Genomic DNA, 14,620 nt, shown 5'->3' with positions numbered 1-14,620 from the left:
CCGCCCGATGAAACCGGCTTCGCGTCGCCCCTCCTACGCCGCTCGCGGCTGCACACTGGCCGCCGCCGCGCTGCTCGTCGCCGGATGCGCGGTCGGGCCGGATTTCCATGCGCCGGATACGCCTGCCACGCAGCACTACACGCGCGGCGAACCGCCTTCGACGACAGCCGCCGCGGCCGGCCCGGCCGGCGACGCACAGGCGTTCACCTCCGCCGTGCACACTCCTCGGCAATGGTGGACGCAGTTCGACTCCGAACCCCTGAACCGGCTCGTCGATACCGCGTGGCATAACAGCCCGACGCTTGCCGAGGCCCGCGCGCGGCTCAACGAAGCGCGGCAGAACCATGCGGCCGAAGCCGGCGCAACGATGTTGCCGAAAGTCGATGCGAGCCTTTCCGCCACGCGCGAGCAGGTCGACACGACCGCGTTCGGCCTGCCCGCCAACGTGCCCAGCCCGGGGCCGTTCACGCTTTATGACGCGTCGGTGAGCGTGTCATACGTGCTCGACGTGTTCGGCGGCAACCGGCGCGCGCTCGAGGCGCTTCGCGCGCAAGTCGACTACCAGGCGTACATGCTCGACGCTGCGCGCCTGACGCTCGCGGGCAACGTCGTCGCGACCGCGATCCTGCGTGCGTCGCTCGCGCAGCAGGTCGCGCTCACACGGCAGTTGATCGACGCACAAACACGGCAATTGCGCATCGTCGAAGCGCGTTTCGCGGCGGGCGGCGTGTCGCGGGCCGACGTGCATGCGCAACGCGCGCTGCTCGCGCAGACACAGGCGTCGCTGCCGCCGCTCGCGGCCCGCCTCACGCAGTCCAGCCACCGGCTCGCGATCCTGCTCGGCGCGCCGCCGTCCGATGCCGTGCTGCCCGACCTCACGCTCGATGCGCTCGCGCTGCCACACACGCTGCCCGTCGCGTTACCGTCGACGCTCGCGCGCGAACGGCCCGATATCCGCGCGGCCGAAGCCGTGCTGCACCAGGCGAGCGCGAACGTCGGCGTCGCCACCGCGAACCTGTATCCACGCTTGTCGATTTCGGCGGGGATCGGCTCGGAGCGCACGCGCATCGCGGATCTCGTGAGCGGGCTGAATGTGTGGAATGTCGGCCTCGGCCTGACGCAACCGCTCTTTCACGGCGGCGAACTGCGCGCGAAGAAACGTGCGGCCGAAGCGGCGTACGACGCGGCGTTCGCGAGTTACCGGGAAACCGTGCTCGACGCGTTGCAGCAGGTGGCCGACGCGATGCGCGCGGTCGAGCACGACGCGGCCGAACTGCAGGCGAGAGACACCGCCGCGCAGGAAGCGGCGGCCAGCAACAGGATTGCCGGCGACCGTTACGCGGCAGGCGGGATCAGCACGTTCGACCTGCTCGACGCGCAGCGGCAGACGCTTCAGACGGCGCGCGACCGTACGCGCGCGCAGGCCGACCGGCTTGCCGATACGGCGGCGCTGTTCCAGGCGCTGGCAGGAAGCTGGACGGATGACGCGGCGGAGTGAGCGGCGGAGTGAGCGGCGGAACGACATCGGCACCGGCCGGATGCGGCTTCGCCGATGACGGTACCCGGAGGTGCCGCCGCTTCGATGTGAACATGAGACACATTCGCGGCAATGTCACTGGTGGAACGATCGGTACTGGCGCGCCAATTGACCGAGCATGACCGGGCTGAATGTCGGCGTAGCGCTGGGCGCCGCGGCATCGGGTCAGGTCGTGGATGACGGCGGCGCACGAGCCGGATTCGTCGTCGCGCCATGCGCAGGCGCAGCGGTACTGCTCGTGGCGCTGTGGGGATACCGGCGCCTGCGCACGCGCGAGGCATGACCATCTTGCGGACGGCCGGGACACGCCCGCCCGGGACGCCGGGAATCAGGGTGTCGGCGCAGTCCCGCCCGATTCGCGCAGGAGTCGCGACGAAAAAAAACCGGCCCGAAGGCCGGTTTTCATACCGCGTGCCGCAAGCGGCGCTCGCGCGCCGCGCGACATCAGAAGCGGTGGATCATGCCGACGCCGACACCGATCTGGTTCTGCTTCGAACCTGCGCCCACGCCGTCGCCGATCGACGTCGTTGCAGCGATGATGCCGGTCTTGGCGTTGAACGTGTTGCCGCTTGCGTGCTGGTAAGCCTCAACTGCGTACAGGCCCGTGCGCTTCGACAGGCTGTAGTACTGCGACAGCGTGACCTGATGGTACTTCGCTGCGCTCGTGATGCCGTTCGACTGCGTTGCCGCCGTGTACGAGTAGCCCGCTGCGAAGTCCCACTGAGCAGCTGCCTTCCAGTGCAGCACGGCGCCAGCCGTGTTGAAGATGGCCGTGTTGCGGAACGACGAACCGACGCCCGGCGTGTACTGGACGTTCGAGTACGATGCCGAAATGTCCCATGCCGGCGTGAACTGGTAGCCAGCCGTCACAGCGATACGCTGTTGCGATTGCGCGGTGGCGTAGCCGTTGTTGATCGACGACACTGCCGGCTGTGCGCCGTTGCCGTTCGCATCGAGGCCGTTCTGGACCGTCGAGTTCGCGCCCCACACGCCGCCGCCGAGCGTCGCGTTGTTGATCTTCTGATAGCCGACCGCGATGCCTGCCGGGCCGTTCAGGTACTGGATCGCCGCGCTCCACGTCGAGCCACGGTTCGTCGCGCCTGCGACGCCGCCGAACGAGTACGAACCGCCGACCGTGAAGCCGTAGAACTTCGGCGACATGTACACGAGCGAGTTGTTCGCGCGGTAGCTGGTATCCAGCGAGTCGATATCGCCCGGGTGCGCGCCGTAGTAGCCGGTCAGCCAGGTCGTCGGGCTGTACGGCGACAGCAGCGTGTAGTACGCGGTGTACTGGCGGCCGGCCGTCAGCGTACCGTACGTGTTGTTGGTCAGGCCCACCCACGCCTGACGCGTGAAGATGCCGTTGGTCCACTGCGACGAGCCGTTAGCCGTGTTGACGCCAGCTTCCAACTGGAAAATCGCCTTCGTGCCGCCGCCGAGATCTTCGCTGCCCTTCAGGCCGAAGCGGCTGCCTGCCCACACGCCGGTGGACATCTGCACCTTCGAGTGACCACCCGAGGTTGCACCGACTGCCGACGAGTTGTTCTGGTAAGCCAGACCGTTATCGACGATACCGTACAGGGTCACGCTGCTCTGGGCGTGAGCGGCGGTAGCGGCTGCAAGGCCAGCTGCCGTCATGGCAACAGCGACGCGCTTTTTCATTGATTCTCCGTCCTCAAAGAATGTTTCTTTTGTGGTGTGGTTTTATGACCTGACACATGTGCGAGTACATGCCGGCGCAATTCTGACGGATTACCGATTATTTCCCAACACAGCAGTCGGTCATCGTATGATCGACGCAACGCGCGGGTTCACCAAACGGTTACATAACACCTGAAAACGCTTGCACGGCGGGCCTCTCCGGCATTTCCCGGTGAAAACCCTAGCTTTACATTTTTACGGGTGCAACGAGACCGTCGGATGTCGTCAGATGCCTTCGGCAATATCCATCTTACAAATGCGCGACCGCGGCTGACGCCACGATTCACGCCGCCGCGCAGGATCGCTGACGTTCATGACACCCACATTTCGTGACACGAAATAATGAAAACGTTTTAGTCGAAGCCTGGGAGATGGACGGGAGCGGCCCGGCGAACGCGGGCCGACAGGCGACGCCGGCACCTGTCGTGCCGGCATCGTTCAGTGCGATTCAGCGCGTGGCCGGTTGCACCAGGTGCGCGCTCACCGCATCGGCGAGCGCGGTCATGCGCGCACGAATCGCGGCGTTCGAGCCGACCAGTGCGAGCGACGACGCCATGATCCGGTAGACGCGCTTTCTCGGCACCTTGGCCGGCTTCGCCGGATCGAGCCACGCGTCGTGGCCGGCCAGCAGCTCGAGCGTTTCGAGGCCGATCATGATCGGCCACAGGCACGCGAGCCGCAGCCGCACGAAGCGGCGCGGGATCGCGAGCGTATACAGGCAGGCGTCGCGATACTGGTCGAGCGTCACGCGCAGCAGGTCGACGAGTACGCCGCGCGCACGCGCCGACGCGTCGGGCGCCATCAGGTCGGCGACGCGGAGCCCGTGCGCGCCCAGCACGTCGTCGGGCAAGTAGCAGCGGCCGATGCGCAGATCCTTCCCGCAGTCGCGCAGGATGTTGGTCATCTGCAGCGCCTTGCCGAAACGGATGCCCTTCTCGCACATGTCCGGCAGGTTCCAGCCACGCGCGGCCGGCGTGTGCATGCCCGTCATGTCGGTCCAGAACTCGCCCACGCAGCCGGCGACGAGATACGTGTAGCGGTCGAGTTCGGCGCGCGTCGGCAGCGACGCGACCTGCCCCGACTGCTCGTCGGGAAACGTGCGCAGGTCGAACACCATCCCCGCCGTCAGCGTCGCGACGACCTTGCGGATCGACGCGCGATCGGCGTCCGGCTGCGTGCGCAGCAGCGCGAGCATCGGCTCTATCGAGCCGAGCAGCACGTGTTCGTGCGAATCGGTCTGCATCCGCGTCACGTCCTCGAGCGCGCGCGACAGCGCAACGCCGTCACCGAGCCGTTCAACCTCGTCGCGCAGGTCGGTCAGCAACGCCGCCCGGCGATCGGGGGCGACGAGCGCCGTGTCGGCGATCGTGTCGGCCGCGCGCGCGAGCAGGTACGCAAGGCCGACCGGGTCGCGCATGCCGTCGGGGAGCACGCGCAGCGTCAGGTAGAAGGAGCGGGAAACGTTCTTCAGCAGGTCGCCGAGCAGGAAAGCGGAATCAGTTCGAGTCGTCATGGGTCGGGAAAAATCGGCCGGCGCGGGCCCCGGGCGCACACGGGCGCCGGGCGCCCGCACCGGCCCGCGAGTCGCCGCATCGTCGCGCCAGGCGGGCGTCGGCCCCGGCGCGGCGATGCAAAATTCCCGCAAGTTTAGTGCATCCGGCGCGCGGCCTGCCCGAGACGGGCGGAATGCGGCATGCGCCAGGCCGCCGCCGACAGCCCTGTCGCGGGCATCGCGCCCTAAAAATATTGAATGGAAAGGTGAAAGCAATACATATGTAATTATTCGATGCGACGATCGCGTCCCATTCGACTCCGTGCGACACGGCACGACAGCCGCACCGCCGGAGCGACCGCCCCTTTCCGACTCCCGTTTCGAAGGTTCACCGCCATGCTCTTCAAGCGCCCGACCTCCCTGCGCTACGTCCCGTTCGCCTGTGCCGCCGCGTTCCTGCTCGCCGCCTGTGGTGGCGACGACGACGTCGTGTCCGATCCCACCCAGCCGATTTCCGCGAAGGTCCAGGTGGTCGGCCATCGCGGCGCGAGTGCGCTGCGCCCCGAACATACGCTCGCGTCGTACCGCAAGGCGATCGAGGACGGCGCGGACGTGATCGAGCCCGACCTCGTGTCGACCCGCGACGGCGTGCTCGTCGCGCGTCACGAGAACGAGATCTCGGGCACGACGAACGTGTCGACGCTGCCGCAGTTCGCGAGCCGCAAGGCGACCAAGACGATCGACGGCGCGGAACTGACGGGCTGGTTCACCGAGGATTTCACGCTCGCCGAGCTGAAGACGCTGCGAGCCCGCGAGCGCATTCCGCAGGTGCGCCCCGCGAACACCGCGTACAACGACCAGTTCGAGATCCCGACGTTCGACGAGATCGTCGCGCTCGCGAAGCAGATGTCCGCGCAGACCGGCCGCACGATCCACCTGTATCCGGAAACCAAGCATCCGACCTACTTCCAGTCGATCAACCTGCCGCTCGAAGACCGTCTCGTCGATGCGCTGCTGAAGGACACGTACACGGCGCGCACGGCGACCGTCTACATCCAGTCGTTCGAGGTCGCGAACCTGAAGACGATCCGCAACCGGATCAAGTCGAGCCAGCCGAACTGGAAGCTCGTGCAGCTGATGGACGAAGCCGGCCAGCGCCCGTACGACTTCGTGAAGGCGAACGACAAGCGCACCTACGGCGACCTGTCGACACGCGACGGCATGCGCGAGATCGCGACCTATGCGAACGGCGTCGGCCCGTACAAGACGTCGATCATCGCGGTTGCCGCGGACGGCACGCTGCAGCAGCCGACGCCTTACGTGCGCTATGCGCACGAGGCCGGCCTCGTCGTGCATCCGTACACGTTCCGCCCGGAGAACAACTTCCTGCCCGCGTCGCTGAAGGACGGCGGCACGCCGGCCACGCGCAATACCGCCGGCTCGGTGCGCGAAATCCAGGCGTACCTGCGCGCGGGCATCGACGGCTTCTTCACCGACGATCCGGCCGTCGGCCGCACGGCCGTCGATACGTTCAAGCGCTGACACGCGCAGAACGTGCCCGTCGTGCGGTAACGGGGCGCGGCGCACTGCGTGCCGCCGCGCCCCGTTTCGCCGCCTCGGTCAGATCACGTTGAAGTGATGCGTACCGTCCCGCTTCAACTGATCGACCAGTCCGTACTCCCAGTCGAGATACGCCTGCATCGCGGCCGCCGCGTTGTCGGTGCCTTCGTACGGGCGCCGGTAGCGATCGACGCGCGGTGACGCCAGATGCGTCTCGCCGCTTTCGAGCGGCAGCCCGGCTTCGATCCACGCGGCCGTGCCACCGGTCAGCACCGAGATGTCAGCCGAAGCCGGCAGCAGCGCACGCGCATCGTCCGCCGCGAACCGCGCCAGCAGGCTCGACCCGCACGTGAACACATAGCGCTTCGCAGGCGGAATCGCCGCGAGCGCGTCGCGCAACTGCGCACGCACGGCGAACCACGCGCCCGGGATATGGCGCTTCACGTAGTTCGCGCTGGCCGTCACGTCGACGATCGCCAGCTCGCCGGGTGCTGCCTCCTTCAGCCAGCCCGCGAGCGTCGCGGGCGATACGTCCGTCACGGGCGGCGTCGCCGGTACGTCGCGCGGCGGCTGGCCACGCTCGCCGAACTTCGCCGTACCGTCCTCCGGCTCCACGACGCGCACGTCCCAGCCCATCTGCGCGAGCCACGACGCGGTCATGTCGGCGCGCACGCCGTCGTCGTCGGCGAGCACGATCCGCGCGCCGCGCACAGCCGCGTGATGATCGGTCTCCTGTACGAGCTGGCCGCCCGGCGTGCTCAGGAAGCCCGGCAGGTGGCCGGCTTCGTATTCCTCCGGCGCGCGCACGTCGAAGCGGTACAGCGTGCGGCCCGGTTCGTCGAGCGTGGCGACATCCGCGAGCGCGATGCGCGGCACGCCTGCGCGTTCGGCCACCGAGCGCGCCGCCTGGCGTGCGTCGGCACGCTGCGTCGCGTCGATGTCGTCAGGAAAGCGGCGCGCTGCGCCACGCTCGAGCGTCTGCCCCGCGAGCGTCCAGCCGATCGTGCCGTTGCGCAGCGCGGCGACCGGATTCGGCAGCCCCGCGTTGACGAGCGACTGCGTGCCGATGATGCTGCGCGTGCGGCCCGCGCAGTTGACGATCACCTGCGTCGCCGGGTTCGGCGCGAGCGCGCGTACGCGCAGCACGAGTTCCGCGCCCGGCACACTCGTGGACGTCGGGATGTTCATCGTCTGGTACTCGTCGAAACGGCGCGCGTCGACGATCACGACGTCGGCCTTCGCGTCGATCAGCGCCTGCACCTCCGGCGCGGACAGCGACGGCGTATGCCGCTCGGCCTCGACCCATTCGCCGAACGACTTGCTCGGTACGTTCACGTCGATGAACAGTTCGCCGCCCGCGGCGAGCCAGCCCGCGAGGCCGCCGTCGAGCAGCCGCACGTCGGTATAGCCCAGTTGTGCGAGCTTCGTAGCCGCGCGCGGCGCGAGATCCTCGCCGTTTGCTTCGCCGAACACGACGATCGGCGTGTCGCGGCGCGGAATCCGCGTCCATGCGTCGAGTTCGAGTTTCGACAGCGGAAAGTTGGCGGCCCACAGCGGGTGGCCCTGCGCGTACGGATCTTCCTCGCGTACGTCGATCAGCGCGATCTCGTCGCGGGCCAGCAGGCGTGCGCGCACGTCGTGGTACGACGCGACGGGAAAGCGGGAAGTGGAATCGGCGGATTGCGTCACGGTGTCTCTGTCTTGAATGCGTTGAAGTCGGTGAAGAAAGCGGAACGGATGAATCTTGGGCCCGCCGGCGCGTGCGGGCAACCGGTCGCCCGCAGCCGGTCGCTTGCAACCAGCCGCGCCGGCGGGCGTTGTATCAGGCGTTCGAATAGCCCGACACGAAAGGTTTCACGGTACCGTCGTCCAGGAACACCGCGCGCTCGACCTTGCCGATGTTCGCGCCGTACACGTGGATGCTGATCGAGACCTGGTCCGCGAACGCGTTGGTCACGCGATGGACGTCGCCGATGCGCGGCGACACGGCCTCGATTTCGCCCGGCTGCAGCCGCACGGCGTCGCCCGCCGGCACGGGCTTGCCCGCTGCGTCGAACCGGTACGGCTGCGAGAACTCGCCGCCGCGCAGCATCCCGATCAGCCCCCACACCGTGTGGTTGTGGATCGGCGTCGTCTGGCCGGGCCCCCACACGAAGCTGACGACCGAGAACCGCTCGTCCGGATCGAGATACAGCAGGTACTGCCGATAGCGCGCGGGGTCGGGCTGCGCGAATGCGTCGGGCAACCAGTCGTCGTGTTCGACGAGCGCGGCAAGCAGCGCGCCGCCCTCGTCGAGGATGCGCGCCTCGTTCGCGCCGGACGCGAGCAGCGCGCCCAGACCGTCGACGAACGGCCGCAGCGGCGTCTGATGCAACGAAAGCGTACTCATCGGCTGGCTCCTCGAATATGATGCCGAATATGATGGATCGTCATGATGCACCCGAAAGACCATGCAGAACAAACATGAAAATTAGCGATATCGACGCTTTTGCAGCGGTCGTCCGCTGCCAGACCCTGAGCCAGGCCGCGGCCGAGCTCGGGATGACGCAGCCCGCGATCACGCGGCGCGTCCAGAATCTCGAGGAAGCGCTCGGCGTGATCCTGCTCGATCGCAACACGAAGCCGCCCCGCCCGACCGACATCGGCCGGCAGGTCTTCGAGCAGTGTCGCGCGATCCTGCGCGAAGTCGATGCGCTGCGCGAACTGACGGCCGGCGAGCAGCCGCCCGCCGGCGAATTCCGGATCGGGCTCACGCAAGGCCTCGGCGAGTTGATGCTGCCCGCGCTGATCGCCGAACTCGCCGCGCAATGGCCCGCGCTCGCGACGCAGGTCACGACCGCGTGGGGCGGCATGCTGGTCGAGCGCGTCGCCCGCCGCGAACTCGATGCGGCGCTCGTGTTCCTCGCGCGCGAGATGGTGCTGCCGGCGCAGGTCGAGGGCGAACGGTTGCTGGCCACGCGGCTCGTCGCGGTCGGCCGCAAGGGTGACTGGCCGCGCCGCAGCTACCGGCTCGCCGATTGCCACGCGCATGGCTGGGTGCTCAATCCCGACGGCTGCGGCTTTCGTGCGGGCTTGCGGCGCGCGCTCGACGCTCAGGGCCTGCCGATGCCGGTCACGCTCGACACCTACGGCCGCGACCTGCAGCTGCAGAGCGTCGCGAACGGCTTCGGTATCGGGCTGATGCCGCTGCCGCTTGTCGAAGGCAGCCCGCTGCGCGATGCGCTCGACATCGTGCCGCTCACCGATTTCAAGCCGCAGATCGATCTGTGGTTGCTGCGCCGGCACGATGCGGCCCGCTTCGATGCGCCGCTCGCAGCCGTTGCCGCACATGCGCGCACGGCGTTTGCTTTGCCCGAGCAGGCGCACGGCAAGGCTGCGTGACCGAACCGGGCGGCGACGGCATCGCGCTGCCCGATCGACGCCCGCGCCAGCCCTGCTCCGCTCACGCATCGCCGCGGCCGCGTTCGGTCTCGTTGACCGACGCCCCGCCTGTTTTCGTTTCGCCCTTCGTTTCGCCCTTCGTTTCGACCTTCGTTTCGCCCGTCGTTTCGCCCGTCGTTTCGCCCTTCGTTTCGCCCTTCGTTTCGCCCTTCGTTTCGCCCTTCGCTTCGACCTTCGCTTCGACCTTCGCTTCGACCTTCGCTTCGACCTTCGCTTCGACCTTCGCTTCGACCTTCGCTTCGCCCTTCGCTTCGCCCTTCGCTTCGCCTTTAGTCTCGCCCCGGCTCACCGCCTCGAGCACCGCACGCCCCGCCGCCACCGCGATCGCATCGTCCTGCGGCGTATGCACGCGGCTGCACAGTACGTCCCGGTAGTGGCGTTCGAGCGGATTGGCGCGGCTCAGCCCGTGATTGCCCGACAGCTTCAGCGCCTGCTCGACCACGCGGATCGCGTGCTCGGTCACCGTCCGCTTGACGAGACCGCTCGTCGTGACCGACGGCGCGTTGCCTGCGTCAGTGCGCGCAATGTGATCGTCGAGCAGCACACGGTTCACATGCAGCCAGCCCTCGATTTCGCCGACCGCCTCCTGCACGCGCGGCAGCGTTGCAAGCGGTGCACCCAACCCGCTCGGCGCGCGCGTCGTCGCGAACCCGACCAGCCAGTCGCGCGACGCACGCGCCACCGCGTCGTACAGGCTGCCGAGCAGCGCGACCATCCACGCCTGCTGGTCGGCCTGCGCGTCGGCATCCGCGTGGGTTGCGGCCGACACGGCCCAAGCTTCCGGCGCACGTACATCGACCGCATGATCGGCCGATAGCCACACGTCGTCGAACACGACCTCGTGGCTGCCCGACGCGCGCAGGCCGAGGTGATTCCAGCTTTCGATCACGCGGATGCGATCGCCATCCGCATCGCGGTCGCGCGGCACGAGAAACACGCCGACCCGCGGCGCCGGTTCATCGGTGCGCGCCCACACGGCCAGCCAGCGCAGCGCCGGGATCCCGGTGCTGTAGAGCTTGTGGCCGGACAACCGCCAGCCGTCGCCGTCACGTCGTGCAATGGTTTCCGGCAGACCGCCGCGCGACGGCGAGCCAAGCGCGGGCTCGACGCGCAGCGCGTTGATCAGCGCGCCGTGCGTGACCGCGCTGTCGAACACCGCCCGCCGTACTTGCGCCGGCCAGCGGTTGTCGGCGCGGCCGAGCGCGCGATGCTGCAAGTACGTCATCGTCAGTACCAGCGCGGTCGCCGGATCGGCCCGCGCGACAGCGGCCACGATCCGGCTCGCCTGCGCGAGCGTCGCACCGCCGCCGCCATGCTCGCGCGGCACGACCTGCGCGATCAGCCCCGCGCGATGCAGCCGAGCAAAGTTCTCGTGCGGAAAGCAGCCGTCGACGTCGTTGCGCGCCGCATCGGCAGCCAGCGCCGGCGCGAGGCCGTCGAGCAGCCCGGCAACGCGCGCGTCGTCGACATCATCGGTGGGCAGGAGGCGCAGCGAAGGCGGCTGCGGTGACGGCGAGGAAGCGGCAAGGCTGGCGGACATCGAAACGGATTCCCTGGGTAATACGGAAAGACGGCAACGGCGACGGAAAGACGGCAACCGCGGCAAACGCCGCAACAGCGGCAATCGATCGCCACGCGGCGCGATTCTCACGACATCGGCGATCCGGAACGCGCGGCGCCGGATGCGCCGGCGCCCGCGCCCCCGATCGTTCGTGAGCCCACAGCGTATGCGCAGCGCTCCCCCGCCCAAACCATGCAAATCTGATATTCAAATCGGGATTGATTATTTCCATTCCGCATGATCGCGGCGTTAACCTGCGCTCCATTCCTACCCGGCCGCGCGCCGGGACGTCCCTGCACCGGAGACCCAGATGAGCGTCGAATTCATCGGCATGATCCAGAGCCAGAAGCAGTCGGAGATCCACCCGCCTTCCGGCCCCGTCGTCGATCCCGACTACGTGCGCGACTTTGCACGCGCCCACGAGACGGCCGGCTTCGACCGCATCCTCGTGCCGCATCACTCGACCGGCCCGTCGGCGACGCTGACGATCGCGTCAGCGGCGGCCGCGACCGAGCGGATCCACTTCATGCTCGCGCATCGCCCGGGCTTCACCGCGCCGACGCTCGCCGCGCGGCAGATTGCAACGCTCGACCAGTTCAGCCGCGGCCGGCTCGCCGTGCACTTCATCTCCGGCGGCTCGGACAGCGAACAGCAACGCGACGGCGATTTCCTCGACCACGATGCACGCTATGCCCGCACCGACGAATACCTCGGCATCCTGCGGCGGATCTGGACCGAAGCGCAGCCATTCGATCACGACGGCACGCACTACCGGTTCAAGCAGGGCTTTTCAGAAGTGAAGCCGTTCCAGCAGCCGCATGTGCCGATCTATTTCGGTGGCGCATCGGAAGCCGCGCTCGAAGTGGCCGGCAAGCACGCGGACGTCTACGCGCTGTGGGGCGAATCGCTCGACCAGGTGCGCGACCTGACGACGCGTGTGCGCGCCGAAGCCGCGAAGCACGGCCGCCAGGTGCGCTTCTCGGTGTCGTTCCGCCCGATCCTCGCCGCGACCGAAGACGAAGCGTGGGCGCGCGCGCATCGCATCCTCGACGAAACACGCCGGCTGCGCGAAGCGGCCGGCCTCGGCGCCGGCGGACCGCAGCAGAGCGAAGGCGCGCGCCGCCTGCTCGCCGCGGCCGATCGCGGCTCGCGCGTCGACAAGCGGCTGTGGACCGAGATCGCGAAGCTCACCGGCGCGCGCTCGAATTCGACCGCGCTCGTCGGCACGCCCGAACAGGTCGCCGATGCGCTGCTCGACTACTACGACCTCGGCGTGACCACGTTCCTGATCCGCGGCTTCGATCCGCTCGAAGACGCGATCGACTACGGCCGCGAACTGATTCCCCGCGTGCGCAGTGCCGTCGCCGCACGCGACGCGGCACGCCGCGCGGCCTGAGCCAACCCGGGAGACCCATCCGATGTCCGCCGTTCTGTCCACGCCCGAACGCACTGCGTCGGGCCTCACGCTCGCCGCGTCGCCGCGCCAGCATTTCTGGTTCGATCCACCGGCGCCTCGCATCGACGTCGCCGCCGAGCGCCGTCACCGTCAGGAACGGCTCGCGGCCGCATTCCGCCTGTTCGCACGCTTCGGCTTCGCGCAGGGGCTCGCCGGCCACATCACCGCGCGCGACCCCGAACTGCCCGACCACTTCTGGGTGAATCCGCTCGGCGTGCATTTCTCGCAGATCAAGGTGTCCGACCTGCTGCTCGTCAATGCGCGCGGCGAAACCGCGATCGGCACGCGGCCGCTGAACAAGGCCGCGTTCGCGATCCATGCGGCGATCCATGAAGCACATCCGCACATCGTCGCCGCCGCGCATACGCATTCGACGTACGGCAAGGCATGGTCGACGCTCGGCCGTCCGCTCGATCCGCTCACGCAGGACGCGTGCGTGTTCTACGAAGACCACGCGCTGTTCGACGACTTCACGGGGATGGTCGTCGATACGAGCGAAGGCGCACGGATCGCCGATGCGCTCGCGAAGCCGGACGGCACCACGCACAAGGGCGCGATCCTGAAGAACCACGGGATCCTGACCGCCGGCCCGACCGTCGAGGCCGCCGCGTGGTGGTACATCGCGCTCGACAACGCCGCGCACACGCAGTTGCTGGCCGAGGCGGCCGGCACGCCGCAGCCGATCGATCACGCCACCGCGCGCCACACGCATGGCCAGATCGGCGGCCCCGAGGGTGCGCTGCATGCGTTCGACAGCCTGTTCGCGCGCGTCGTCGCCGACGAACCCGATCTGCTCGACTGAACCCTTTCCGCACGACCGGAGACCAGACCACATGACCCGAACCACCGCATCCGCGCCCGCCGATTCGCATGACGACAAACGCCGCAAGCTGCTGCGCGCCGCCGGTGCCGCCGCGCTCGCCGCGCCCGCGATCACGCTGGGGCGCAAGGCCTGGTCCGCGCCGCCGCTGAAGAAGCTCACGTTCGCGTGGAACCAGAACGCGTTCTGCCTGACGCCGATCGTCGTCGCGCAGGAGCGCGGCTTCTTCGAGAAGAACGGCCTGAAGGTCGAGCTGATCAACTACAGCGGCTCGACCGACCAGCTGCTCGAATCGATCGCGACCGGCAAGGCCGATGCGGCGGTCGGGATGATCCATCGCTGGCTGAAGCCGCTCGAAGCCGGTTTCGACGTGAAGATCATCGGCAGCTCGCATGGCGGCTGCGTGCGGCTGCTCGGCGCGAAGGCGGCCGGCGTGACGACGCTGCAGGCGCTGAAGGGCAAGACGGTCGGCGTCAGCGACCTGGCCGCGCCAGGCAAGCATTTCTTCTCGATCCTGCTCGCGAAGAACGGCATCGATCCCGAGCGCGACATCACGTGGCGACAGTATCCGGCCGACCTGCTCGGCGTGGCGGTCGACAAGGGCGAGATTCACGCGATCGCCGATGGTGACCCGAACCTCTATCTGCTCGAAAAGCGCAGCAACGAGGCGTATACCGAACTCGCGACGAACCTGTCCGGCGAATACGCGCGCAAGGTGTGCTGCGTGATCGGCGCGCGCGGCGACCTCGTGCGCAACGACCGGCCGTCGGCCGCCGCGCTCGCGCGCTCCATCGTGCAGGCCACCGAGTTCACGCACGACAACCCGAACGAAGCCGCGAAGGTGTTCGCGAAGTATTCGCCGAAGATCAGCCCCGAGGACCTGCGCAAGCTCTACGCGACGCTCACCTACAACCACCACCCGACCAACGTCGACCTGCAGCAGGAAATCGCGTTCTACGCGGACGACTTCCGCCGCATCAGCGTGCTGAAGAAGAGCACCGACCCGCAGCGCTTTGCGCAGCAGGTCTACGCGAACGTGCTGGGGTAACGCG

General features: G+C 68.3%; 11 protein-coding genes and 1 pseudogene. 7 read left to right on the top strand and 5 right to left on the bottom strand.

Annotated features, from left to right (window positions below):
• The first annotated feature begins 7 nt into the window (after positions 1–7).
• Together LGN19_RS02585 and LGN19_RS02580 are read left to right on the top strand one after the other, a co-directional pair.
• The gene (locus LGN19_RS02585) at positions 8–1,498 is read left to right on the top strand and encodes an efflux transporter outer membrane subunit (protein ID WP_226213135.1); all 1,491 of its coding nucleotides are present in this window, start codon (positions 8–10) and stop codon (positions 1,496–1,498) included.
• Positions 1,499–1,655: 157 nt separating this feature from the next.
• Complete coding sequence (locus LGN19_RS02580; RefSeq protein ID WP_205186411.1) at positions 1,656–1,820, top strand: hypothetical protein; 165 nt, start codon at positions 1,656–1,658, stop codon at positions 1,818–1,820.
• Between the two features lie 161 nt (positions 1,821–1,981).
• Here the strand turns inward: LGN19_RS02580 and LGN19_RS02575 are convergent, their stop codons facing one another.
• Positions 1,982–3,199, bottom strand: coding sequence for a porin (locus LGN19_RS02575; RefSeq protein WP_226213134.1), 1,218 nt, complete (start codon positions 3,197–3,199; stop codon positions 1,982–1,984).
• Positions 3,200–3,686: 487 nt separating this feature from the next.
• The gene (locus tag LGN19_RS02570; RefSeq protein ID WP_226213133.1) at positions 3,687–4,751 is read right to left on the bottom strand and encodes a phytoene/squalene synthase family protein; all 1,065 of its coding nucleotides are present in this window, start codon (positions 4,749–4,751) and stop codon (positions 3,687–3,689) included.
• Between the two features lie 375 nt (positions 4,752–5,126).
• Here LGN19_RS02570 and LGN19_RS02565 point away from each other — a divergent pair, with 375 nt between their 5' ends.
• Positions 5,127–6,272: a glycerophosphodiester phosphodiesterase gene (locus tag LGN19_RS02565; protein WP_175222022.1), complete on the top strand. Its 1,146-nt coding sequence runs from the start codon at positions 5,127–5,129 to the stop codon at positions 6,270–6,272.
• Positions 6,273–6,350: 78 nt separating this feature from the next.
• Here the strand turns inward: LGN19_RS02565 and LGN19_RS02560 are convergent, their stop codons facing one another.
• Positions 6,351–7,979 (bottom strand): rhodanese-related sulfurtransferase, encoded by a 1,629-nt coding sequence (locus tag LGN19_RS02560; protein WP_226213132.1) that lies wholly within the window; start codon positions 7,977–7,979, stop codon positions 6,351–6,353.
• Positions 7,980–8,112: 133 nt separating this feature from the next.
• Complete coding sequence (locus LGN19_RS02555; RefSeq protein ID WP_122946903.1) at positions 8,113–8,679, bottom strand: cysteine dioxygenase; 567 nt, start codon at positions 8,677–8,679, stop codon at positions 8,113–8,115.
• 17 nt (positions 8,680–8,696) lie between these two features.
• Between LGN19_RS02555 and LGN19_RS02550 the strand changes: the two genes are divergently transcribed.
• Positions 8,697–9,671 carry a LysR family transcriptional regulator gene (locus LGN19_RS02550; protein ID WP_226213131.1) on the top strand — a complete coding sequence of 325 codons (975 nt, stop codon included), beginning with the start codon at positions 8,697–8,699 and terminating at the stop codon, positions 9,669–9,671.
• A gap of 304 nt (positions 9,672–9,975) precedes the next feature.
• Here LGN19_RS02550 and LGN19_RS02545 read toward each other — a convergent pair.
• Positions 9,976–11,271 (bottom strand): annotated as a pseudogene (locus tag LGN19_RS02545) (acyl-CoA dehydrogenase family protein); the annotation flags it as partial.
• A 331-nt stretch (positions 11,272–11,602) separates the two neighbouring features.
• On the opposite strand from LGN19_RS02545, the gene LGN19_RS02540 reads away from it, so the two are divergent.
• From LGN19_RS02540 to LGN19_RS02530, 3 genes are read left to right on the top strand one after another with little or no spacing between them, the layout of a single operon-like run.
• Complete coding sequence (locus tag LGN19_RS02540; RefSeq protein WP_226213129.1) at positions 11,603–12,688, top strand: LLM class flavin-dependent oxidoreductase; 1,086 nt, start codon at positions 11,603–11,605, stop codon at positions 12,686–12,688.
• A gap of 22 nt (positions 12,689–12,710) precedes the next feature.
• Positions 12,711–13,550: a class II aldolase/adducin family protein gene (locus tag LGN19_RS02535; protein WP_226213128.1), complete on the top strand. Its 840-nt coding sequence runs from the start codon at positions 12,711–12,713 to the stop codon at positions 13,548–13,550.
• A gap of 31 nt (positions 13,551–13,581) precedes the next feature.
• A complete protein-coding gene (locus LGN19_RS02530) occupies positions 13,582–14,616 on the top strand; it encodes an ABC transporter substrate-binding protein (RefSeq protein ID WP_226213127.1) in 1,035 nt (344 codons plus the stop codon).
• Positions 14,617–14,620 lie beyond the last annotated feature (4 nt).

The organism is Burkholderia sp. AU30198 (assembly GCF_020419825.1).
Classification (GTDB): domain Bacteria; phylum Pseudomonadota; class Gammaproteobacteria; order Burkholderiales; family Burkholderiaceae; genus Burkholderia.
This window is presented reverse-complemented; position numbering and strand designations above follow the sequence as displayed.